We start from the raw sequence: 24,388 nt of genomic DNA on the forward strand, positions 1-24,388 counted from the left end.
CATTCGCCACCGTGCAGCCAAGGGTCAGCTGCGCAATTCGATCATGCTTGTTTCCTTGACGGATTCCATGACTGCGAAGGAGTGGGTCTGCATCACCGACGGCAACTTGCTGATCCGATCGCCAAGCAGTTCCCGGAACTCGGTGATGTCGCGGGTGCGAACTTTGAGCATGTAATCAAACGGCCCGGCAATCATCAGGCAGCTCTGTACTTCGGGGATCAACCGGACGGCCCGATTGAAGTCCTCAAGCGAGCTGTCGCTGGTCTTTGACAGGTTCACATGGACGATCATGACGTGGCTCATGTCCACTTCAGTGGGCTCAATAGTGGCGCTGTAACCGGAAATGACCCCGTCACGCTCGAGCCGTTTGACCCGTTCCGAACACGGGGTTTTGGTCAGATGCACACGCTCGGCAAGATCAACGATCGACATCCGCCCATGCGCCTGCAATTCATTGAGGATGCGGCGATCTATAGGGTCTAAATTCCTCTTCACTTGGTCTTTTTTCCTTGCATTTCCTGTTTTTTGGCCGATTGTTTTGAATGTAGACCAATAAAAGGTCCATAGACTAGTCTTTTCGACTAAAGTTGTTGGACGGGGTAGCCCGTATTGCATTTGTGTTTCAGCGTCGGTTTCGAATTTTTAATTGGCTGTATTGAGTTGTAGTTCCGGCGACGGGAACGGGTATGAAAACAATAAGAGAGGGACTTGAAATGACAACAAAACTGGTTGTTGGCCTTGATGGCCACGGGTCAGGCGAACGTGCCCTGGCCTATGCGGAGCGGCTGGCCAAGCTCATCGGGGATTGCGAGCTGATGATCGTCTATGTGGTGGAATGGTCGCCTTATTCCTTCCAGACGGCTGAAGAAAACGCACAGCGCCACAAGCGCCGTGAAGAGGAGATCTCAACGGCAACGCAGCGGGTCATCGATCCGGCTGTCGCGAAGGTGCATGCGGCCGGGCTCAAGGCCACGGGCAAGGTACGGCATGGCGATGTCGCATCCATCCTGATGACTGTTGCGGAAGAAGAGAAGGCCGAGCAGATCATTGTCAGCCGGTCTTCGGAAGGCGGTTTTGCGAAACGCTTTTTCGGCAGCGCGACCTCCAATCTTGTGATGCACGCATCCGTGCCGGTCACCGTTGTCAATTGAGGGTATTATCATGATGCTTTTTAGAAAAATGATGCTGTTGGCACTCTCAACAGCCGGGCTTGCGGGCGCCGCTCATGCGCAGGAAGCCATGACCCTCGACCAGAAGGTCAACGAGATCTTTGCGGCCGTCACCGGGCCGTTTGTCAGCCTTATTTTCGCGCCACTTCCGGGCACCAGTTTTCCCTGGATCGTGATGTGGCTGGTGATCGCGGCCTCGATCTTTACGATCTATTTCGGCTTTGTGCAGTTCCGCTTCTTCGGTCATGCCATCGGCCTGGTGAAAGGTGATTACTCGGATCCCAATGATGCGGGTGAAGTGAGCCATTTCCAGGCACTGGCAACAGCGCTGTCGGGCACTGTCGGTCTCGGCAATATCGCCGGTGTGGCGGTTGCCGTTGGCATCGGCGGACCCGGGGCGACGTTCTGGATGATCCTTGCCGGACTGCTCGGCATGGCGTCCAAATTCACTGAATGTACGCTCGGTGTGAAGTACCGCAACGAGTATGAAGACGGCACGGTTTCCGGTGGTCCGATGTACTACATCTCCAAGGGGTTCAAGGAGCTGGGTCTTCCCGGCGGCAAGTTCCTCGCGGTGATGTTTTCGATCTTCTGTATCCTCGGCGCACTCGGCGGCGGCAACATGTTCCAGGCCAATCAGGCGCATGCGCAGATTTCCGGCATTGTCGGTGACTATCCGGGCTGGATTACAGGAATTGTCTTCGCAGCAGTGGTCTTTGCGGTCATCGTCGGCGGCATCAAATCCATCGCCAACGTGACTGAAAAGATTGTTCCGTTCATGGGCATTCTCTATGTCGGTGCGGCGCTGATCATCCTGCTGGTGAACTACGACAAGATCGGCTGGGCATTCGGCCAGATCTTCGGCGGTGCCTTTACCGGCCTCGGCGTTGCAGGCGGCTTTGTCGGCGCTCTGATCCAGGGCTTCAAACGGGCAGCGTTTTCCAACGAAGCCGGTGTCGGCTCGGCGGCAATTGCCCACTCGGCGGTGAGAACCAAAGAGCCGATTACAGAAGGTTTTGTGTCGCTCCTCGAGCCACTCATCGACACTGTCGTGATCTGCACGATGACCGCACTGGTGATCACCATTTCGCAGCAGTTGATCGTTGATCAGGCCACCGGGCTCTATGTGCTCAACGAAGCCGGTACGTCGATTGCCACTGTTGGCGATGTCAGCGGCGTGGCCCTGACCTCGGCAGCATTCGGATCGGCCATCAGCTGGTTCCCTTATGTGCTGGCCATCGCGGTGGTGCTGTTTGCCTTCTCGACCATGATCTCCTGGTCCTATTACGGGCTGAAGAGCTGGACCTATCTGTTCGGCGAAGGCAAGAACTCGGAGCTGACATTCAAGGTCATATTCTGCGTGTTCATCGTCATCGGTGCGGCGGCCAGCCTTGGTCCGGTCATCGACTTCTCCGATGCCGCGATCTTTGCCATGGCTGTGGTCAACATCTTCTGCCTCTACTTCCTGATGGGACTGGTGAAGAAGGAGCTGATTTCCTACGCTTCGCGGCTCAAGGCTGGTGAAATCCGCAAGTTCAAGCACTAGGCTTGATTGCAAAAACATGGTGGGCGGCTTCGGCGCGCCCATCAGAGATCCGGCGTCAGCGCGAAAGCACTGGCGCCGTTTTCATTACCAGAGTTTAACTTGGAACGGTCTGCCTGCGGGTCTATGTCGGGAGCCGAACCAAAAGGATATTCCTCGTGAGACGCATTTTTTCATCGCCCTACCTGTTTTGGGCATTGCTCGCCCTGCCAGCCATACCCATGCTGATCTCGCTGGTTTCCGACCCGGGTGTCGCCGAGGGGCTGCTTCATCCCACCGGTGAATTCTCTGCCCGCTTCATGATCATCGCTATGATGATCACGCCGTTGCGGATGATCTTTCCCAAGGCGGGTTGGCTGAACTGGCTGATGCGGCGCCGACGCGCGCTTGGTGTGGCTGCCTTCCTCTATGCGGTGCTGCATCTGGTCTTGTACGTCATTGACGAGGGCGCCCTTGCTCCAATGCTTGCGGAGTTCACGGAACTTGGGATCTGGACGGGCTGGCTGGCGTTCGCGATCTTCGTGCCGCTGGGTCTGACCAGCAATGCCGCATCGCAGCGCTGGCTGCTGGCGGGGTGGACGAAACTGCAGCGGTTTGTCTACCCGGCCGCGGTGCTGACCCTACTGCACTGGATTTTTGTGAACAACAATCTTGGTCCGGCTCTGGTGCATTTCGTGCCGCTTGCTGCGCTTGAAGCCTGGCGGATCTGGAAGACTTATTCCGGCAGGGCAGGTCCGGCGGTCGCAGCTACCGATCCTTGATCATCCGGCAGGATAGAACTGACGACCGTGATTGTCCGGATGAAGTGGTCGTGCGCGTCACTGCCCCGACAGGTGTTTGCGGGCGCTGTTGAGCAGGCGGCGGTGGATGTGCGAATGGCGGTTGCGCAGATGCACAGCGAAATAGACGGACTGGGGTATGCGCGGCGCGCCCCTGACAAAACCGAACCCGCCTGAGGCCACCATTTCCTCAGCGGAATCCTCCAGCACGTAAGCGGTTCCGCCCAGAGCCATGAGAAGACCGCACACAGTGATGTTCTGTCCGCTCGACAGCGGCGTTTCGGCCAGATTGGCGACGATCTGGCGGTGCACCTTCTCAAATGCCGGCGAATAGTTGGTGAAGATGTAGCTTTGCGGCTCGATGTCGTTGAGGTGCACCGCCGTTGAACTGATCATCCGGTAGGCGAGTTCACCGATGTGTTCGTAATGCAGGTCGGGTAGGTTCTTCGGGGTGAACATGATCGACAGATCGATTTCGCCAGCCAGCAGGTCGATGCTCATCTGGTTGGAAAAATCGAGGTCGATATAGAAGGCAGCATCGGGCAGGACTTTCCTGAACCCGCTCACCCAGTCGGCAATGTGGCTGGAGGCCAGGTCATGCTGCATGCCGATCCGCATCGAATGGGCAAAATTGCCGGTGTTCTGCACAGATCGCCGCGCCTCGGTCCATTGGTGGCGCAAGGTGCGGGCATGATCAAGCAGCTTGAATCCAGCCGGCGTCGGCTGGGTCCCGGCGCGACTTCGGGTGAACAGCTTGCGCCCCAGCGTGGTTTCCAGCGCCTGGATGCGGCCGGATACGGTTGACTGGGTCAGGTTCAGGCGTTCGGCGGTGCGGTTGAAGCTGTTGGTTTCCATCAGGTCGAGGAAAGTTTCCAGATGCTCGATTTGCATGACCGACCCTTTGATTTTGCTGCTCTGCACCCTAATCGGATTTTCCGATTAATAAAGGCTTTTCGGCACAATAGCGCAACCGTGAACCGCACCTGATACTCACCCTAATCGAACTGTTGCGGGAGAGACGTGTGGGCGAGATTGCAGGGCATGCACGGGTTGTCATTATCGGAGGCGGCGTGGTCGGGGTCTCGGCGCTTTACCATCTGGCCAAGGCTGGCTGGACCGATTGCGTCCTGCTCGAAAAGAACGAACTGACGGCTGGTTCCACCTGGCATGCTGCCGGCAATGTGCCGACATTCTCGTCGTCCTGGTCGATCATGAACATGCAGCGTTATTCGACCGAACTCTACCGGGGTCTGGCCGAAGAAGTCGATTACCCGATGAATTACCATGTCACCGGGTCGATCCGGCTGGGGCATTCCAAAGAGCGCTTGCGGGAGTTCCAGCGCGTGGCCGGCATGGGCCGCTATCAGGGCATGGATCTCGACATTTTGTCGCCAGACGAAATCAAGTCACGCTATCCGTTCGCCGAAACCCATGATCTCACCGGCGCGCTCTATGATCCCTATGACGGCGACATCGATCCGGCGCAGTTGACCCAGGCGCTGGCCAAGGGCGCGCGCGATCTTGGCGCCAAGATCTACCGCTTCTGTCCCGCCACCGGCGTACGCCGCGAAAATGACGAGTGGGTGATATCGACCGAAAAGGGCGAGATCCGCTGCGAATATGTGGTCAATGCCGCAGGCTATTACGCCCGCGAAGTCGGTAAGTTGTTCGGTCGAGACATGCCGATGATGGTGATGAGCCATCAGTACATGCTGTTTGACGAAGTTCCGGAACTGGCGGCCTGGAGCAAGGAAGTCGGCCACAAGCTGCCGCTGATGCGCGACGTCGACAGTTCCTACTATCTCCGGCAGGAAAAGAACGGCTTCAATCTCGGCCCTTACGAGCGCAATTGCCGGGCTCATTGGACAACGCCGGACGACCCGATGCCGGCGGATTTCTCGTTCCAGCTGTTCCCGGACGATCTCGAGCGGCTGGAATGGTACATCAATGACGCGGTCGAGCGGGTGCCGTTGCTGGGCACGGCGGGACTGACGAAAAACATCAACGGGCCGATTCCCTATACGCCGGACGGCAATCCGCTGATCGGGCCGATGCCCGGTGTGCCCAATGCATTCGAGGCCTGCGTCTTCACCTTCGGCATCTGCCAGGGCGGTGGTGCCGGCAAGGTGCTGGCCGAATGGGTGATGCAGGGCGAGACCGAGTGGGACATGTGGTCCTGCGATCCGCGCCGCTTCACCGGGTTCTGCGATCAGGATTACGCGATCGCCAAGGGCATGGAAGTCTATGGCCATGAATATGGCATGCATTTCCCGCATCACGCCTGGCCTGCCGGGCGCAACAAGAAACTTTCGCCGGTGCATGACCGGATCGCGGATCTCGGTGCGCAGTTCGGTGCCTATGATGGCTGGGAGCGGGCCAACTGGTATGCGCGGCCTGGCGATGACACCAGCGAAGAAGCGACGCAGACCTGGGCGCGTGAGGGGGCCTGGTTCGAGGCCGTCCGCGAGGAATGTCTGGCGGTGCGCGATGCTGCCGGCATTCTCGATTTGCCGGGGTTCTCACGGTTCAAGGTTCAGGGGCCCGGCGCGCGCGACTGGCTCAACACGCTTATCACTGGCATGGCGCCAAAGCCGGGCCGGATCGGGCTGGGCTATTTCGCCGACGCCAGGGGCCGCATTGTCACCGAAATGTCGCTGATGGCGCTGGATGAGGATTTCTTCTTCCTGATCACCGCCGCCACGGCGCAATGGCATGATTTCGAATGGCTGACCAAGCATCTGCCCACCGGCTCCGAGATTGCCATTGAGGATGTGACCGACGCGTTTGCCTGCCAGATCCTGACCGGGCCGAAATCGCGCGATATCCTGTCCGCCATCACCGAGGCTGATCTGAGCAAACCCTGGTTGACCCACCAGTCGGCGCAGATTGCAGGGACATGGTGCCAGTTGGTGCGGGTCTCCTTCGCCGGTGAACTGGGCTGGGAAATCCACACCAAGGTTGAGGACACGGCGCCGGTCTTCGATGCGGTGATGCAGGCGGGGCAGGCACATGGGCTGAGGCCGTTCGGCATGTTCGCGCTCAATTCGCTGCGGCTGGAAAAGAGCTACCGGGCCTGGAAGGGGGATCTGTCGACTGATTACACCATGCTGCAGGGCGGGCTCGAGCGCTTTGTCAAATTCGAAAAACCCGACTTCATCGGTAAGCAGGCACTGCTGGCGGAACGTCAGCGCGGCGTGTCCAAGCGCTTTGTCACGCTGATGGTCGATGCGGGTGATTGCGATGCGCCCTACATGTCGACGCTCTGGCATGACGGCAAGGTGGTGGGTGAAACCACGTCGGGAGGCTGGGGGCACAGGATCGGCAAATCCATTGCGCTCGGCATGGTCCGCGCCGATCTGAGCGAGCCCGGCACAGTGCTTGAAGTTGAAATATTCGGCGAACGTTTTGTCGCCACGCTGGCTCCTGACGAACCCTTGTGGGATCCCAGGAATGAAAGGTTGCGGGCATGAGTGTGCCAGTTCCAGACAAGGCCCGTGTTGTCATTGTTGGCGGCGGGGTCTCTGGCTGTTCGGTGGCCTATCACCTGGCCAAGCTCGGCTGGCGCGACATCGTGCTCTTGGAACGCAAGCAATTGACCTGCGGCACCACCTGGCATGCGGCCGGGCTGATTGGACAGTTGCGCGCTTCGCTCAACATGACCCGTCTCGCCAAATATTCGGCCGATCTCTACATCAAGCTCGAGGAAGAGACCGGCGTCGCCACCGGGATGCGGCAATGCGGATCGATCACCGTAGCGTTGACCGAAGCGCGCAAGGAGGAAATCTACCGGCAGGCGTCGCTGGCCCGCGCCTTCGATATTGATGTGCAGGAAGTCAGCCCTGAAGAGGTGCTGAAGATGTATCCGCATCTCAATATCTCCGACGTCACCGCGGCGGTGCATCTGCCGCTCGACGGGCAATGCGACCCGGCCAATATCGCCATGGCGCTGGCCAAGGGCGCACGCCAGAACGGCGCCCGCATCATTGAGGGCGTCAAGGTGACGGCAATCACCAGTGCCGACGGGCAGGTGACCGGGGTCGACTGGCAGCAGGGCGAGGAAACCGGCTCTATCGCGGCTGACATTGTGGTCAATTGCGGCGGCATGTGGGGCCGCGATCTTGCGGCGCAATCGGGCGTGACGCTGCCACTGCATGCCTGCGAGCATTTTTACATCGTCACCGAGGCGATCGAAGGCCTGCCGCGGCTGCCGGTGCTGCGGGTGCCGGATGAATGCGCCTATTACAAGGAAGACGCCGGCAAGATGCTGCTCGGCGCTTTCGAGCCGAAAGCCAAGGCCTGGGGCATGCAGGGAATCCCGGAGGATTTCTGCTTCGACCAGTTGCCGGAGGATTTCGATCACTTCGAGCCGATCCTCGAACAGGCGGTCAACAGGCTGCCGCTGCTGGCCACCACCGGCATTCACACCTTCTTCAACGGGCCGGAAAGTTTTACCCCGGATGACCGCTATTATCTCGGCGAAGCGCCGGAGATCAAAGGCTACTGGGTCGCAGCCGGGTACAACTCCGTCGGCATCGTCTCATCCGGCGGCGCAGGCTTTGCGCTGGCGCAATGGATGAATGATGGCGAGCCGCCGTTCGATCTGTGGGAAGTCGATATCCGCCGGGCACAGCCATTCCAGAAGAACCGGCATTATCTGCGCGAGCGGGTGACTGAAACCCTTGGCCTGCTTTACGCCGATCACTACCCCTACCGGCAGATGGAGACCGCACGCGGCATTCGCCGTTCGCCGATCCATGAGCAGCTGAAAGCACGCGGCGCGGTGTTTGGTGAAATGGCCGGTTGGGAGCGGGCCAACTGGTTCGCCGATGAGGGTCAGGAGAGGGAATACAAATATTCCTGGAAGCGGCAGAACTGGTTTGACAACCAGAAGCGCGAACACACGGCGGTGCGCGAGGCTGTCGGCCTGTTCGACATGACCTCGTTCGGCAAGATCCGGGTCGAGGGACGCGATGCGGTTTCCTTCATGCAGCGGCTTTGCGCCAATGAGATGAATGTCGAGCCGGGCAAGATTGTCTACACCCAGATGCTCAACACCCGTGCCGGCATCGAGTGCGATCTGACCGTGACGCGGCTGTCGGACATGGCGTTCCTGCTGATTGTTCCCGGCTTTACCCTGCAACGCGATCTGGCCTGGCTGCGGCGGCATCTGGAAGATGAGTTCGTTGTCATCACCGATGTCACGGCCGCGGAATCGGTGCTTTGCATCATGGGCCCGAATGCCCGCAATCTTCTGCAGGCGGTGAGCCCGAATGATTTTTCCAATGAGGCACACCCGTTTGGCATGGCACGCGAAATCGAGATCGGCATGGGATTGGCGCGCGCACACCGCGTCACCTATGTCGGCGAACTCGGTTGGGAAATCTACGTGTCTTCCGACCAGACCGCCCATGTGTTTGAAGCGCTGGCCGACGCAGGCACCGATCACGGGCTGAAGCTTTGTGGCTTGCACACGCTCGATTCCTGCCGGATCGAAAAAGGCTTCCGGCATTTTGGCCATGACATCACCGACGAGGATCATGTGCTGGAAGCCGGTCTCGGTTTTGCGGTGAAAACCAAGAAGGGCGAGTTCATCGGCCGCGATGCGGTGTTGAGCAAACGCGAAGAAGGCCTGTCGCGCCGGCTGGTGCAGTTCCAGCTCAAGGATCCGGAGCCGCTGATGTTCCACAACGAGGTGATTGTCCGCGACGGCGAGATTGTTTCGATCATCACCTCGGGCAATTACGGCCATCATCTCGGCGGCGCCATCGGGCTCGGCTACGTGCCTTGCAAGGGCGAAAGCGTCGAAGAGATGCTTGCCTCAACTTACGAAATCGAAATTGCCGGGGAACGCCATTCAGCAACGGCGTCCCTGAAACCGCTTTACGACCCCGGCTCGCTCCGCGTCCGGATGTGACTTGAAATCTGCTTCGGATCTATGGAGACCTAGATGGACATCGCACCTGAAACCAACACTGCAATCGAGTCTCCACCAGTTGAAAAGCTGAACCGTCGGTCTGGTGGCCGCGCCAACCGGGTTCTGGTCCGGACTTCGCCGCTGGCCGACAATCTAAGGCCGATCCGGGCAGGCATGAGCGGCGGCCAATATTCGCCATTGTCACAGGCCAATGTGCTTCGCATTCACGAAGCGGCACTCGATGCGCTGGAGACCATCGGGCTGTCGCAGGCGCCGCCATCGGGCGTTGAAATTCTCACTGGCGCAGGCGCCATTCTGGGTGATGACGGGCGGATCCGGTTTCCGCGCGCTCTGGTCGAGGACATGCTGGCGCTGGCCAACAAGGATCTGGTGCTGTTTGGCCGCGATCCCAAACATGATCTCGATCTGTCGGGCACACGAGTGCACTACGGAACAGCAGGCGCCGCGGTGCATGTGGTCGATGTGGAAAACCGCACCTACCGCGAATCCACTGCGCGGGATCTCTATGATGCAGCGCGGATCACCCATGCGCTCGACAATGTGCATTTCTTCCAGCGCGCCATGGTCTGCCGTGATGTGGTCGACAATTTCGAGATGGACATCAACACCATCTATGCCTGCTGCGCCGGCACCACCAAACATGTTGGAACCAGCTTTTCCGACCCGTCGCATTTCGAAGGCTGTCTCGAACTGTTGCACTTGATCGCCGGTGGCGAAGCGGCTTGGCGGGCGCGGCCGTTCGTGTCGAATTCGAACTGCTTTGTGGTTCCGCCGATGAAATTTGCGGAAGAGAGCTGCATCACGATGGAGAAGTGCATCCGCGCCGGCATGCCGGTGCTGCTCTTGTCAGCCGGGCAGGCGGGCGCCACAGCGCCAGCGCCGCTCGCCACCGCGATCGTGCAGGCGGTGGCCGAGTGCCTTGCTGGTGTTGTCTATGTCAACGCCATGGCGCCGGGGCATCCGGCGGTGTTCGGGACCTGGCCGTTCGTGTCCGATCTGCGCTCAGGCGCGATGTCCGGCGGCTCCGGCGAGCAGGCCTTGTTGACGGCGGGCTGCGCCCAGATGCACCGGTTTTACGGTCTGCCTGGCGGTGCTGCGGCGGGGATTGCCGATGCCAAACTGCCGGACATGCAGGCCGGCTGGGAACAGGCGATCTCCAACACCATGGCGGGACTGAGCGGCCTCAACATGGTCTATGAATCTGTCGGCATGCATGCGTCGCTGCTGGGATTCTGCATGGAATCTCTGGTGCTCGGCGATGATCTTCTCGGCCAGGTGTTGCGTTGCGTGCGCGGCATCGATGTCACCGAGGACAATGTCAGCCTCGACGCCATGCGCGAGGTCTGCCTCGAAGGCCCGGGTCATTATCTTGGTCATCCGCAGACCTTGAGCGTGATGCAGACCGAATATGTCTACCCGGCGGTCGCTGACCGGACCAGTCCGAAAGAATGGGCGGAAATCGGCAAGCCGGATTTGGTGCAAAAGGCAATTGCGCGTAAGAACCGCATTCTTGCAGAGTCGACGGCACCACAACTTCCTCCGGAAGTTGATGCGGCGATCCGGGCGGCGTTCAACATCTACGTATGAGGTCACAGTCATGACGACTTATGCCAATCTCGGGCGGTTCTATATCAATGGCGAATGGGTTGCGCCTTCGGCCGGAGCAACGTCAATCGAGGTGATCAATCCGGCAACGGAAGCGAGCGTTGCCCAGGTGGCGATTGGTTCGCAGCAAGATGCGGAAAAGGCCATTGCCGCAGCGCGAGCGGCTTTTCCGGGTTTCAGTAACTGGAGTGCCGAGGAACGGCTTGCGCTGCTCGGCCGCATTCGTGACATCTACGAAGCCCGAATGGACGAGATCGCCGAAGCAATCACCATGGAAATGGGCGCGCCTGCGGCGATGGCGAAATCTGACCAGGCCGGGTCTGGACTGGCTCATATCGAAGCGACGATGACGGCGCTCAAGGAGTTCGCGTTTGAGGAGATGCGCGGCACAACGCTGATCGTGCACGAAGCCATCGGGGTTGCCGGCCTGATCACGCCGTGGAACTGGCCGATGAACCAGATTGCCTCCAAGGTGGCGCCGGCGTTGGCCGCGGGCTGCACCATGGTTCTGAAGCCGAGCGAGATCGCGCCTTTGAGCGGTATTGTGTTTGCCGAGATTCTCCACGAAGCCGGCGTGCCGGCGGGTGTGTTCAATCTGGTCAATGGCGACGGACCCGGTGTTGGTCAGGTGCTCAGCAGCCATCCGGACATTGATATAGTGTCTTTCACCGGTTCGACCCGCGCTGGTATTCTGGTGGCGAAATCAGCAGCCGATACGGTCAAGCGTGTGGCGCAAGAACTGGGCGGAAAGTCTCCCAACATCATTCTGGCGGATGCTGATCTCGACGCAGCGGTGGGCAGTGGCGTGGAGTGGTGTTTCGGCAACAGCGGCCAGTCCTGCGACGCACCGACACGGATGCTGGTGCCACGGGACCGCCACGATGAAGCATTGGCGATTGCAAAAGAGGCTGCGGAGAAGCTTGTCACCGGGGATCCGCTTGCCCCCGATACCAATCTGGGGCCGGTGATCAGTCAGGTTCAGTATGACAAGATTCAAGGCTTGATCGCGTCCGGCATTCAGGACGGAGCAACGCTGGTGACCGGCGGCCGCGAGCGGCCGGATGGGCTCAGCCATGGTTACTACGTCAAGCCAACCGTGTTTGGCGGCGTCACGCCTGATATGCGGATTGCGCGTGAGGAAATCTTTGGGCCGGTGCTCGCGATCATGCCTTACGACACGGAAGAGCAGGCGGTCGAAATCGCCAATGACACGGTCTACGGGCTTGCCGCTTATGTGCAGTCTGGCGATCTCGAACATGGGCGGCTGATCGCGCGGCAGATGCGGGCCGGGCAGGTGCATATCAACTATCCCGATGCAGACATGTTCGCTCCGTTTGGCGGCTACAAGCAATCCGGCAATGGCCGCGAATATGCCGACTGGGGCATGCGTGATTATCTCGAAACCAAGGCGCTGGTGGGTCACGGCTAGTGGTGCGATACTGACAGATGGTTCTCATCTGTCAGGACAAATCGCCCCAACAGACCAATAGGCCCGCGCGTTCAACCCACAATCATTTCATTCAGGAGCATCACCATGCGCTATGGTTTCATCGGCTTGGGCAATCTCGGCGGGCATATGGCGGCAAGCCTGTTGCGCGAAGGCTTTGACGTTTCGGTCACCGATATCGATCAGTCTTTGGCCAAGCGTCATCTCGACATGGGCAAGGGCTGCCTTTGGGTCGACACGCCGGCCGAACTGGCGCGCGACTGCGACGCAATCATCACCTGTCTGCCGTCGCCGGCCGTGTCGGAAAAAGTGCTTACCGAAATGCTGACCACGGCACGGCCCGGAACCACCTGGATCGAAATGTCGACGCTGGGCCGCGACGACATCTTGAGGCTTGCCACGGTCGCATCGGCCAAGGGCGTCGAAACCATGGAAGCGCCGGTGACCGGCGGTGTGCATCTGGCAGCACAAGGCAAGATCACCGTGCTGGCCGGCGGCGAACAGCATCTGTTCGACAAGCACAAGCCTGCGTTTGAGGCGATGGGTGACAAGATCTTCCACATGGGAGCGCTCGGCTCGGCCTCGATCATCAACGTGATCACCAACATGCTGGCCTTTATCCATCTGGTCGCCGATGGCGAGGCGCTGATGCTGGCCAAGCGCGGCGGACTCGACCTGAAGACCGCATGGGAAGCCATTGCCGCCAGTTCCGGCTCGAGTTTCGTGCACGAGACCGAAGGCCAGCTGATCCTCAACGGCAGTTATGATGTGGCCTTCAACATGGATCTGGCGCTCAAGGATCTTGGCTTTGCGATGAATTTCGGCCGTGAATTCGGTGTGCCGATGGATCTGGCCGGGCTGACCAACCAGACCTTCGTGCGCGGCAAGGCAGCCTATGGCGGAGAGGCGCAGTCGACCCAGATCGTCAAGCTGCTCGAGGACGTGCTCGAGACCGATCTGCGCGCGCCGGGCTTCCCGTCAAGGCTTGAATAGTCGGCCATTGCACCGCAGATAAATGCTCGGTCATAGCCGCCAGGTTGCGCGACTGACATCGATCAATACAACTGCTCGCGTCCTGACGCATGATCGTACGACAAGATCTGCGCGCAGGAGACGTCATGTTCAAGAATGCTGTCCAACTTTTCGAGATATTCGGATTCAAGCTCAAGGTTGATCCGAGCTGGCTGCTGATCGCGGCGCTGATCGTCTGGAGCCTGTCGACCTCCTATTTCCCGGACGTTCTTCCAAGAGAAACCAGCACGCTTTACACAGTCCTTGGCATCATCGCGATGCTCGGCATGTTTGCATCGCTGATCCTGCATGAGCTGTCGCATGCGCTGGTAGCACGGTCCTACGGTCTGAAGGTCGGCGGGATCACTTTGTTTATCTTCGGTGGTGTGGCGGAGCTTGAGGAAGAGCCGCACGATCCGAAATCCGAATTCCAGATCGCCATCGCCGGACCGCTGATGAGCCTGTTTCTGGCCGCGCTGTTTTATGGCCTGTCAAACCTTGCCGCCGGCGAGTCCGAGATTGGTCTGGCGGGCGCCGTGTTCGGCTATTTGGCGCTGATCAATGTGGTGCTGGCGGTGTTCAACCTGATCCCGGCGTTTCCGCTTGATGGCGGCCGGATGCTCAGAGCGGTGATCTGGCATCTGACGCAGGATCTGTTGCGTGCCACCCGTATTTCCAGCCGCATCGGCTCGGCCTTTGGGCTTTTCCTGATGCTCACCGGTGCTTTCGCGGCCTTCGCCGGGGGCGGTGTTGGCGGTTTCTGGCAGATCCTGATCGGCTTCTTCATCCTCAATGCGTCGAACGGCAGTTACCAGAACCTGCTGTTCAAGGCGGCGTTGCGCGGCAAGACGGCGGCAAGCCTGATGAGCGAGCGGGTGCACACGGTCGACGTCGAATCCTCAATCGCGGACCTGGTTGACGATGTCATGCTGCGCCATGGTGTGAGCTTCGTTCCCGTTGTGTCTGGCGAGAAGCTGCTTGGCTATGCCGACACAGCCGGTGCGGGCGCAGTCGACAGGCAGGATTGGGCGGGACGGCCTGTTTCCGAGATCATGGTGCCATCGGGGCCGGAGACCACGGTTTTGCCAAGCACACCGCTCAATGAGGTGTTCAAGCTTTTGTCGGCTCATCCGCGTCGCAAGCTGATGGTCGCACAAGGCGGGCGGTTGTTGGGTGTGATCTCGCTTTCCGACCTCATGCATCATCTCGCGCTCGAGCAGGAAATAGGTGCCAAACCAGGGGTGAGACATTGATATCGGCGGATGGTGTTGCATGGCTGAGTGCTTGGTGAGAGTGCCCGGTATGGAAATCAAACCGGAGTTCGGGTCATGAAAATACTGATGTTTACCAACACCTACACGCCGCATGTCGGAGGTGTGGCGCGCAGTGTGAGTGAACTCACCGCGGGCTTGCGGCGCGCCGGTGACGAGGTGCTGGTGATCGCACCTGAATTTGACAACATGCCGGAAAATGAAGCCGGCGTGGTGCGCATACCGGCGGTGCAGAATTTTGCCGGCAGCGACTTTTCCGTGCCGTTGCCTTTGTCGCGCAATCTGGCAAGCACGATCGAGAACTTCGCCCCTGACATCATCCATAGCCATCACCCGTTCCTGTTGGGCGATACCGCCTTGCGCGCGGCAAGCACGGTTGATGTGCCGGTCGTCTTCACCCACCACACCCGCTATGAGCTCTATGGCCACTACGTGGCGCAGGATTCGGAAATGCTCAAGCGTCTGGCCCTGAGCCTCTCTCTTGGTTATTGCGATCTGTGCGACGGGGTGATTGCGCCAAGCCAGAGCATCGCTGATTTTCTTACCGATCACGACGTCCGGACCCCGGTTGCCGTGGTGCCAACCGGCGTTGATGGAAACTGCTTTGGCTTTGGTGTGGGTGCGCGGGGGCGTGCCGCTTTGTCGATCCCTGAGGACGTGTTCCTTGTCGGGCATGTCGGACGGCTGGCGCCGGAGAAAAATCTCGGCTTCCTCGTCTCTGCGCTTGTCCTGCTTCTGGAGCAAAATCTCCACGCGCATGTGCTCGTCGTTGGAGGAGGGGCATCGCGCCAGACAATGGATCAGACGCTCACGAGGGCAGGGTTGGCAGATCGCGTGCACTTTGCCGGTGTGTTGAAGGGGCCCGCCCTTGCTGACGCCTATGCGGCGATGGATGTCTTCGCGTTTTCATCCTTCTCTGAAACCCAGGGGCTGGTGCTGGTGGAGGCGATGACGGCCGGTTGCCCGGTCGTCGCGCTGGATGCGCCCGGTGTTCGCGATGTGGTGGTCGACAAAGGCAATGGCCGCTTGCTGCCTGCGGATACCGATGCGGCGCGGTTTGCCGCAAGTTTGGGTGCGATTGCCGATGCCAGCGACGAAAGCCGTCAGGTCATGCGGCAGGCGGCGCACAAGACTGCTGCCGGCTATGCGATCGACAAGACGGTTGCGCGAACCCGCGCCTATTATCAACGGATTATCGCTGAAAGGCGTCGCTGGCCCGACGAGACCAATGGTCTCTGGATGCGCACCCGGCGCTCGATTGCCAGGGAGATGGATATTCTTGGCAACTTTGCCCATGCCGCCGCAGATGCGATATTGCCGGATGAAGACGGCGAGGCGGATCGGGATGGCTGAACGGTGGCGCCAGGTCGCGGTCTCCATCTGTGTGCGCATTGTTGCCGGAGGTCTCATTGCGGTGTTGTGGCTGTGGAGTGCACTTCTGCGCAAGGACACAAAACAACTCGACAAGCTGGACCGGTACATTGCCGATGGGCATCAGGTTCTGGCGGTTTTCTGGCATGGAAAATATTTGCCCCTGTTTCCACTGGCTCAGGGCAGGAACGCAGTGGTGATCACCATGAATTCATTTCGCGGCAGAGTGATCGGGTCTATCAGCAAATGGTTTGGCTACCGTCCAGTCTTGCTTCCCACAGAAGTGAAAGGACGTGGTTATCAGGCGCTTGTGCAGCAGGTGAAGGATCATGCGGGGCTGATCGCACTGGCTCTTGATGGCCCGACTGGCCCCTATCACCGCATCCGGTCGGGCGCGCTGCATTTGAGTGCCTTTCATGGAGTGGCACTGGCTCCTGTCGGGGTGGCTAGTTCACGGAAACTGGTGCTGAGTTCACGCTGGGACAAACAGGAAGCGCCGTTGCCGTTTTCCCGCGTTGTTGTTGCTGTCGGCGACATGATTGAGCTGACGCAAGCCGGGGATGGCCATGACACCACCGATTGGGAGACGACCGTCATGAAGGGAATGGATGCGGTGGAACTGCAGGCCGAGAAAATTCTCGTCGGAACCAGGCAATAACTGCCGCTTTCGACAGTTTTTTCCGCCCACTTGATGTATGTCAATGGGACGGGGTAGCCTATCGCTAATCTCTCGGATTAACGTTTGCAGAAAATGTCTGCCGGTCAGGCCGACGATTGCCTGACCGAGTGGTTCATCCCAACGCAAACCTAACCTGGAGGTCATCATGAGCATTATTCGGAACAAGTCGGGTCGTATCGTTGCGGCACTGGCGTTTTTTCTCGCCTCGGCAACCGCTGCATCGGCATTCACAGCCTGTCAGGTCACCGATACCGGCGGCATTGACGACAACAGCTTCAACCAGACAGCCTGGAAGGGTGTTCTCGACGCCAAGGAAAAGCTCGGCGTTGATGGGCGTTATCTCGAATCCCAGGCTGAAACCGACTATGAAGCCAATATCAATTCGCTGATTGGTGGCGATTGCGATGTAATCATCACGGTCGGCTTTTTGCTCGGCGATGCCACCAAAACCGCAGCGGAAGCCAACCCGGAACAGGAGTTCTCGATCGTCGATTTCGCCTATGATCCAATGGTTCCGAATATTCTGGGTCAGGTCTATGCCACTGATGAAGCGGCGTTTCTCGCCGGCTATCTTGCAGCCGGCATGACCAAGACCGGTGTGCTTGGCGTCTTTGGCGGGATCAATATTCCGCCGGTTACCATCTTCATGGATGGCTTCCACTCAGGCGCAGCCTATTACAATGAACAGAAGGGAACTTCTGTCAGCGTTCTGGGGTGGGATCCGAAGGCCCGCGAGGGGCTGTTCACCAACAATTTCGACTCGCTTGATGATGGCAGGGCCTTTGCCCAGAACCTGTATGACGAAGGTGCCGATATCGTGGTTCCGGTCGCGGGGCCTGTAGGGCTTGGCTCTGCAACGCTGGCATCGGAACTTGGCCCGGACAAGCTCAAGATCATCGGCGTCGATGCCGATCTCTATTTCACCGACCCGGAGCACAAGGAAGTGTATCTGACATCGATCACCAAGCGGATGGACGCAACAGTGCTCGACGTGATCAAGCGGTCGATGGACGGCAAGTTTGAAGGCGGCATCCTGCTCGGATCGCTGGAAAATGGCGGTGTTGATTTGGCGCCGTTCCACGACATGGAAGAAGCGGTGCCTGCCGAACTGAAGCAGGAACTCGAAGCCATTCGCGCCGGCATCATCGACGGATCGATCACGGTCGCTCCCAAGTAACTCACTCCACTTTAGACCGGCGCAGGGCCATGTCCTGCGCCGCATGGAACCAGGGGGTGTGAGATGGATGTAGAGTTACGCGGTATCACAAAGCGCTTTGGACCGGTGGTGGCCAATTCGGGAGTCAACCTGACCATTCGCAGTGGCGAAGTGCTGGGGCTTCTGGGTGAAAATGGCGCCGGCAAATCGACATTGATGAATGTGCTGTGCGGACTCTACCGTCCTGATGAGGGCGAAATTCTTATTGACGGCAAAGCGGTCAGCTTCGACGGACCGGGCGAAGCGATCGCGGCTGGAATCGGGATGGTGCACCAGCACTTCATGCTGGTGCCGGTGTTCACCGTGGCTGAAAACGTCGTGCTGGGCGTTGAGCCCACCGGCAGAGCGGATTATCTCGATCTCGACAAGGCGCGATCGCAGGTGCTCGATATCCGGAAACAATACGGACTTGAAGTTGATCCCGATGCTCTGATCGAAAACCTTCCGGTCGGCGTTCAGCAGCGGGTGGAGATCATCAAGGTGCTTTTCCGCTCCGCCGAGGTGCTGATCCTTGACGAACCAACGGCGGTGCTCACACCGCAAGAGGTCGAGGAATTTTTCCAGATCGTCAAAGCCTTGCGCGATGCCGGCAAGGCGCTGGTGTTCATTACCCACAAGCTCAACGAAATTCTCGAAATCGCCGATCGTATCAGCGTCCTGCGGGGCGGTGAGATTGTTGGTGAGGGCGACCCGAAAAAACTCACGACGACAGAGCTGGCTGAAATGATGGTCGGCCGCCCGGTCAGTTTCGACGTGGTCAAGGAGCCCTATCACCCCGGTCCGGCGCTGATGGAGATTAACGATCTCGTGGTGCTCAACGAGAATGGTTCGGTGTCAGTTGATCACCTGAGTTTTTCGGTCAAAAGCGGTGAGATCGTCGGCATCGCTGGCGTGCAGGGCAACGGCCAGACCGCGCTGGTTGAAGCTCTTGCGGGACTGCGGGAAGCTGTCGGCGGCTCGGTCAGTTTTGCAGGTGAGGACATTACCCGCGCCTCGCCGCGGGCTCGGCACAAAATGGGCATCGCCCATATTCCGGAAGACCGTCAACGCACCGGGATCATTCCGAGTTTCAGTGTCGCTGAGAACATGGTTCTCGACACCTATTATGATGAGCGTTTTTCGTCAGGCATGCAGATCCGCTGGAACAAGGTCCAGGAGACCGCTGCGCAGAATTCGGCGGAGTTTGATGTGCGCACACCGTCAGTATTCACGGCAGCCGGGAACCTGTCGGGCGGCAATCAGCAAAAACTTGTCGTTGCCCGCGAAATGTCGCGCGATACAAAATTTCTGATCGCGGCGCAGCCGACGCGCGGTCTTGATGTCGGTTCCATCGAATTCATTCACCAGCGGCTGATTGATGCGCGGGACGAGGGCGACGGCGTGCTGATCGTATCATCCGAACTCGACGAAATCCTGGCTCTGTCAGATCGTATTCTGGTGATGTTCAGGGGCAAGGTTGTGGCCGAATTTGACGCCAGCAAAGGTGCGGTGGACAAGAATGCCATCGGGTTGGCAATGGCGGGAGCATCGACATGAGCGACAGCAAGACCGACGTCGTTATCCAGAATTTGCTCAAGCGGGCGGCGCCCGGGCGCAGCGAGTTCGAAGACCTGGTCATCGTGCCGCTGTTCGCGATTGTGGCTGCGCTGGTGCTTGGAGCCTTGGTCATGCTGGCCACCAGTGTCGAGCCGGCGACGATTGCCAAGTCCTATCTGGCGCTGCTGCAGGGGTCGGTTGGGTCGCTCAATGCGATTTCAGAAACCCTCACGGCGGCAACGCCCCTTATTCTCGCAGGCCTCGGGCTGGCGCTCGGGTTTCGTGCAGGACTGTTCAACATTGGTGCCGAAGGCCAGATCCTGATGGGCGGAATGGCTGCGGTGATAACCGGGTTCAGTTTTCCGGGGCTTCCGATCTACGTCCTTTTGCCGCTTTGTCTGTTGAGCGGTGCATTGGCCGGTGCATTTTATGCGGGGATTGCCGGTTGGCTTCGCGCCGCCACTGGTGCGCATGAGGTCATTTCCACGATCATGCTCAACCTGATCGCCTACCGGTTGATCGACTATATGCTGCGGTTGCCGTTTGTGCAGCGGCCAGGTCGCAATGATCCGATTTCCAAGTCGGTTCCGGACCACGCCGAACTGCCGAGGTTGCTGGATTGGATCGATCCCAATCTTCGGGTTCATGGCGGCATTTTCCTGGCGCTTGCGGCGGTGTTTGTCGTCTACTGGCTGCTGTTCAAAACCAAGATCGGTTTCGAGTTCCGGGCCAGTGGTGCAAGCCCGGATGCTGCGCGTTTCGCTGGCATGCGATCGGGCCTGACCATCGTTCTGGCGATGGCTTCGGCCGGTGCGCTGGCCGGTCTTGCCGGGACAGTGCAAGTGCTCGGGGTGCTCGACAGGGTGACGCCGGGATTTTCCGCCGGCATCGGCTTTGATGCCATTGCAGTGGCCCTGCTTGGCAGGTCGCATCCGTTTGGTGTGCTTCTGGCGGGCTTGCTGTTTGGCGGGCTCGAAGCTGGCGGACGACAAATGCAGGTTGACGCCGGAGTGAGTATCGATCTGATCGGCATCATTCAGGCGCTGATCATCGTCTTCATCGCGGCACCAATGTTGGTGCGCGCAATATTCCCCTGGGGCTTTCGTAAGCCTGAAACGGTGCGGGGCAAGTAGATCATGGCGATGACCAATCAAACCACACCCAGTTCAACTTCCATGCCCGATCTCGGAAAACAGAAACATGCCAGAATCGCGGGCGGCGTGTTGATTGCGCTGGCTATGCTTGTGGCGTTTGTTTTCGGTGCAGGCACTGAAGGCAGTGCAGTGTTCCGGCTGTCACGCCCAACCGATGCGCTGGTACTGCCCGATCTGAGCGTGCCGGCGATGCAGTTCAATCTTGTTGTCGCCGCGCTTCTGGCATTCTTGGGCGTCCGACAATTCCTTCGCGGCGGAGTGCGCTGGTCATCCCTGTCACTCGGCATTGGCCTGGCGCTGGTCGTCGTGGCGTTTCTGGTCTGGGCGACAGCGGGCAAAGCCTTTTCGCTTACCGGCATGCTGCAGGCGACAATGGTGCGTGCGGTGCCAATTGCGCTTGGCGGTTTGGCCGGGGTGCTGTGCGAACGGGTGGCTGTGGTCAATATTGCGATCGAGGGAATGCTGCTTGCCGGTGCCTTCGCGGGGGCCTTGGTCGGGTCGATTCTGGGCGGGGTAGCGGGTTTGGCGGCTGCGGTCGTGGTCGGCGGATTGTTTGGTTTCTTCCTGGCTGCGCTGGTGGTGACCTACCGAATGGATCAGATTATCGCTGGTGTGGTGATCAACCTGTTTGTGCTGGGCTTTACGTCCTATGTCAGCAGTCAGGTGTTTCAGGAGTACCGATCACTCAACAACGCGCCAGTGTTCCGAGCGATCAAGATCCCGATTTTGGGGGATATTCCAGTAATTGGACCAATGCTGTTCTACCAGAACATCTTCGTCTATGGCGCGCTGATCATGGTGGCGGTGGCGACCTACTACCTGTTTTACACCCGCAGCGGGCTTCGGGCGCGTGCGGTGGGGGAGCATCCGCGGGCTGCCGATACACTCGGAATCGATGTTTACCGCACCCGGTTCATCAATGTGACGCTTGGCGGCATGGTTGCCGGTTTCGGCGGGGCCTGGTTCACCTTGGGTTCGGTCGGCCGGTTTGACGAGAATATGACCGGCGGGCGAGGCTATATCGGGCTTGCGGCGATGATCTTTGGCCGATGGCATCCCGTCGGTGCGCTGATGGCAGCACTGGTGTTCGGATTTGCCGATTCGATGCAGCAGAAGCTGGCCCTGTTGCAGACGCCGATTCCGTCTGAGTTTCTGGCCATGGCGCCCTATATTGCCACGATTGTGGTGGTTGCCGGTTTCATCGGGCGGGCGCGGGCACCGGCAGCCGATGGTCAGCCTTACATCAAGGAATAGCTGTACGCCCGGCGCGCGAACCCCTGACATTTTGCAGATGCAGGGTCTATTGTGCGGTATTGGTAAAACAATGATGCACATCGCACCGGGTGGAGGAAATGCCGATGACGGATGACAAGGCGGCGGTTTGTCCGGCGCATGGGCGAGCAGACGGATGTCCTGTTTCGCCGCAGGCTGCGGCATTCGATCCTTTTGCTCCCGCCTATCTGGCCAATCCGGCGGAAGCGCTTCGGTGGTCGCGCGAGCAGGAACCGGTGTTCTACAGCCCGCAACTCGGCTATTGGGTCGTCAGCCGTTATGATGACGTCAAGGCAGTGTTTCGCGACAACGATACCTTTTCGCCCTCGATCGCGCTCGAGCGTGTGGTGCCGCCCAGCCAGGAAGCAGTGGAGACGCTCAAGCGCTACAATTACGCCATGAACCGGACCCTGGTGAACGAGGATGAGCCAGCGCACATGGAGCGTCGCCGGCTGCTGATGGATCATTTCCTGCCTGCCAATCTTGCCGAACATGAAGCGATGATCCGTCGACTTACGCGCGAGAAAGTCGACGCTTTTGTCGAAAAGGGCCGGGTCGATCTGGTCGAGGCGATGCTTTGGGAAATTCCACTGACAGTGGCGCTGCATTTTCTCGGCGTGCCGAAGGAAGACATGGATTCGCTCAAGGAGTTTTCCGTGGCGCATACGGTCAACACCTGGGGCAAGCCGACGCCGGAGCAACAGGTTGCGGTCGCCGATACGGTCGGCCGGTTCTGGCAATTTGCCGGCAAGGTGCTCGACAAGATGCGCAAGGAGCCTGACGGCACCGGCTGGATGCATGACGCCATCCGCAAGAATGCGGACTATCCCGACATTGTCACGGACTCCTATCTGCACTCGATGATGATGGCGATCATCGTGGCGGGTCACGAGACCACGTCGCTGGCAAGCACCAATGCACTCAAGCTGTTGTTGTCCAACCGACTGGTCTGGGAGCGGATCTGCAAGGATCCGGCGCTGATCCCCAATGCCGTCGAGGAGTGTCTTCGACTTGAGGGCTCAGTGGTGGCATGGCGGCGGAAAGCCACGCGAGAGACGGAGATTTCAGGCGTCACAATTCCGAAGGATGCCAAGCTGCTGATTGTCAGCGGCTCGGCCAATCATGATCGGCGTCATTTCGAGAACGGTGACTTTCTCGATATCTATCGCGACAGCGCGGTTGAGCATCTGACCTTCGGCTATGGCAGCCACCAGTGCATGGGCAAGAACTTTGCCCGGCTGGAGATGCGGATTTTCATCGAGGAGCTGACACGCCGGCTGCCGCACATGCAACTGGTCGCAGATCAGCAATTCACCTATCTGCCGAGCCTTTCCTTTCGCGGACCCGACAGGCTTCTTGTCGAATGGGACCCGGCCAACAACCCCGAACATGCCGATCCGTCGCTTGCAGCTTCTAGCATCTCATTTCCAGTCGGCGCCCCTTCAGCCAAGGAAATCGCACGGAGCGTTCGCGTTGCTGAAACCAAGCTCATTGCCGAGGGGGTCAAGCTGGTACGTCTCGAAGACCCGGATGGCTTGCCGCTGCCGCCGTGGACGCCTGGTGCGCATATCGATGTCGTGTTCGATGAATTCAGCCGTAAATATTCGCTCTGCGGAGACCCTTCAGATCCGCTCTATTCAATCGCCGTGCTGCGGGAGAATGAGGGGCGAGGCGGGTCGCGGTTCGTTCATGACCAACTGGTTCCGGGAATGACGCTGCACATGCGCGGCCCAAAAAACTATTTCCGGCTCGAGGAGGATGCCGATCGTCACATCCTCATTGCCGGGGGCATCGGCATCACGCCGATCGTGGCAATGGCTGACCGGCTCAAGGCTTCGGGGTGTGACTACGAAGTTCACTACGCTGGCCGGTCGCGTGATCGCATGGCTTTTCTGGACCGGATGGTTGCCGATCATGGCGCAAATGTCGTGCTTCATGTTTCAGGTGAAGGGACCCGCGCCCAAATGAATTCAATCGTCGACGGTTGGAGCGTTGGAACACGGATCCACGCCTGCGGACCGCGGGGCCTGCTCGGCGAACTGGAGTCCCTTTGCACACATTTGCCGGAAGGCGCCTTCAAATGCGAGGCGTTCAGCACCGATGCTGGCAGCGGCGCGCATGCCGACGATACCGCGTTTGTGGTGGAGTTGAAGGATTCCGACCTGACGTTGACGGTCCCCACTGGCAGCACACTGCTCGAGACTGTGCGGGCGGCCGGTATCGATGTGCCGAGCGATTGCGAGGAAGGTCTCTGCGGCAGCTGCGAGGTTCGGGTGCTTGAGGGAGCTATCGATCATCGCGACAAGGTTTTGTCATCAGCTGAAAGAGCGGTAAGTGACCGGATGATGGCCTGTTGCTCGCGTGCTGCCGGCGGAAAACTCAAGTTGGCGCTTTAAGCCG

The 24,388-nt window shown here is 59.2% G+C and carries 18 protein-coding genes; 16 read left to right on the top strand and 2 right to left on the bottom strand.

What is annotated here, in order from left to right; all coding sequences use genetic code 11:
• Positions 1-24: 24 nt before the first annotated feature.
• Complete coding sequence (locus IMCC20628_RS02640) at positions 25-495, bottom strand: Lrp/AsnC ligand binding domain-containing protein (protein ID WP_082127972.1); 471 nt, start codon at positions 493-495, stop codon at positions 25-27.
• A gap of 218 nt (positions 496-713) precedes the next feature.
• Between IMCC20628_RS02640 and IMCC20628_RS02645 the strand changes: the two genes are divergently transcribed.
• From IMCC20628_RS02645 to IMCC20628_RS02655, 3 genes are all read left to right on the top strand, one after another.
• Positions 714-1,151 carry a universal stress protein gene (locus tag IMCC20628_RS02645; protein ID WP_047028912.1) on the top strand — a complete coding sequence of 146 codons (438 nt, stop codon included), beginning with the start codon at positions 714-716 and terminating at the stop codon, positions 1,149-1,151.
• Positions 1,152-1,182: 31 nt separating this feature from the next.
• Positions 1,183-2,715, top strand: a complete 1,533-nt coding sequence (locus tag IMCC20628_RS02650; protein WP_156174632.1) for an alanine/glycine:cation symporter family protein — start codon at positions 1,183-1,185, stop codon at positions 2,713-2,715.
• 155 nt (positions 2,716-2,870) lie between these two features.
• On the top strand, positions 2,871-3,473 hold the full coding sequence (locus IMCC20628_RS02655) for a ferric reductase-like transmembrane domain-containing protein (protein ID WP_047028914.1): 603 nt from the start codon (positions 2,871-2,873) through the stop codon (positions 3,471-3,473).
• 57 nt (positions 3,474-3,530) lie between these two features.
• Here IMCC20628_RS02655 and IMCC20628_RS02660 read toward each other — a convergent pair whose 3' ends face one another.
• Positions 3,531-4,382 carry a LysR family transcriptional regulator gene (locus IMCC20628_RS02660; RefSeq protein ID WP_047032200.1) on the bottom strand — a complete coding sequence of 284 codons (852 nt, stop codon included), beginning with the start codon at positions 4,380-4,382 and terminating at the stop codon, positions 3,531-3,533.
• A gap of 131 nt (positions 4,383-4,513) precedes the next feature.
• Between IMCC20628_RS02660 and IMCC20628_RS02665 the strand changes: the two genes are divergently transcribed.
• The 13 genes from IMCC20628_RS02665 (at position 4,514) to IMCC20628_RS02725 (ending at position 24,384) form a co-directional block, all read left to right on the top strand.
• Complete coding sequence (locus tag IMCC20628_RS02665; protein WP_047028915.1) at positions 4,514-6,961, top strand: FAD-dependent oxidoreductase; 2,448 nt, start codon at positions 4,514-4,516, stop codon at positions 6,959-6,961.
• Entirely contained in the window at positions 6,958-9,405 is a 2,448-nt protein-coding gene (locus IMCC20628_RS02670) for an FAD-dependent oxidoreductase (protein WP_047028916.1), read from the top strand. Before IMCC20628_RS02665 ends, IMCC20628_RS02670 begins: the two co-directional genes overlap by 4 nt.
• Positions 9,406-9,438: 33 nt before the next feature.
• Positions 9,439-11,013, top strand: a complete 1,575-nt coding sequence (locus tag IMCC20628_RS02675; protein ID WP_047028917.1) for a trimethylamine methyltransferase family protein — start codon at positions 9,439-9,441, stop codon at positions 11,011-11,013.
• Between the two features lie 10 nt (positions 11,014-11,023).
• Positions 11,024-12,460, top strand: a complete 1,437-nt coding sequence (locus tag IMCC20628_RS02680) for an aldehyde dehydrogenase family protein (protein WP_047028918.1) — start codon at positions 11,024-11,026, stop codon at positions 12,458-12,460.
• Positions 12,461-12,559: 99 nt separating this feature from the next.
• The gene (locus tag IMCC20628_RS02685) at positions 12,560-13,471 is read left to right on the top strand and encodes an NAD(P)-dependent oxidoreductase (RefSeq protein WP_197078454.1); all 912 of its coding nucleotides are present in this window, start codon (positions 12,560-12,562) and stop codon (positions 13,469-13,471) included.
• 125 nt (positions 13,472-13,596) lie between these two features.
• The gene (locus IMCC20628_RS02690) at positions 13,597-14,742 is read left to right on the top strand and encodes a site-2 protease family protein (protein ID WP_047028920.1); all 1,146 of its coding nucleotides are present in this window, start codon (positions 13,597-13,599) and stop codon (positions 14,740-14,742) included.
• A gap of 75 nt (positions 14,743-14,817) precedes the next feature.
• Positions 14,818-16,113 (top strand): glycosyltransferase, encoded by a 1,296-nt coding sequence (locus IMCC20628_RS02695; RefSeq protein WP_047028921.1) that lies wholly within the window; start codon positions 14,818-14,820, stop codon positions 16,111-16,113.
• Positions 16,106-16,789, top strand: coding sequence for a hypothetical protein (locus IMCC20628_RS02700; RefSeq protein ID WP_047028922.1), 684 nt, complete (start codon positions 16,106-16,108; stop codon positions 16,787-16,789). Before IMCC20628_RS02695 ends, IMCC20628_RS02700 begins: the two co-directional genes overlap by 8 nt.
• Before the next feature lie 166 nt (positions 16,790-16,955).
• On the top strand, positions 16,956-17,987 hold the full coding sequence (locus IMCC20628_RS02705) for a BMP family ABC transporter substrate-binding protein (protein WP_047028923.1): 1,032 nt from the start codon (positions 16,956-16,958) through the stop codon (positions 17,985-17,987).
• A gap of 63 nt (positions 17,988-18,050) precedes the next feature.
• Positions 18,051-19,562: an ABC transporter ATP-binding protein gene (locus tag IMCC20628_RS02710; RefSeq protein WP_047028924.1), complete on the top strand. Its 1,512-nt coding sequence runs from the start codon at positions 18,051-18,053 to the stop codon at positions 19,560-19,562.
• Positions 19,559-20,695 carry an ABC transporter permease gene (locus tag IMCC20628_RS02715; RefSeq protein ID WP_047028925.1) on the top strand — a complete coding sequence of 379 codons (1,137 nt, stop codon included), beginning with the start codon at positions 19,559-19,561 and terminating at the stop codon, positions 20,693-20,695. The genes IMCC20628_RS02710 and IMCC20628_RS02715 overlap by 4 nt, the downstream gene beginning before the upstream one ends.
• Positions 20,696-20,698: 3 nt before the next feature.
• Positions 20,699-21,970 (top strand): ABC transporter permease, encoded by a 1,272-nt coding sequence (locus IMCC20628_RS02720; RefSeq protein ID WP_052766266.1) that lies wholly within the window; start codon positions 20,699-20,701, stop codon positions 21,968-21,970.
• 104 nt (positions 21,971-22,074) lie between these two features.
• Positions 22,075-24,384: a cytochrome P450/oxidoreductase gene (locus IMCC20628_RS02725; RefSeq protein WP_047028926.1), complete on the top strand. Its 2,310-nt coding sequence runs from the start codon at positions 22,075-22,077 to the stop codon at positions 24,382-24,384.
• Positions 24,385-24,388: the final 4 nt, after the last annotated feature.

The sequence above is a fragment of the Hoeflea sp. IMCC20628 genome, from assembly GCF_001011155.1.
GTDB lineage: Bacteria > Pseudomonadota > Alphaproteobacteria > Rhizobiales > Rhizobiaceae > Hoeflea.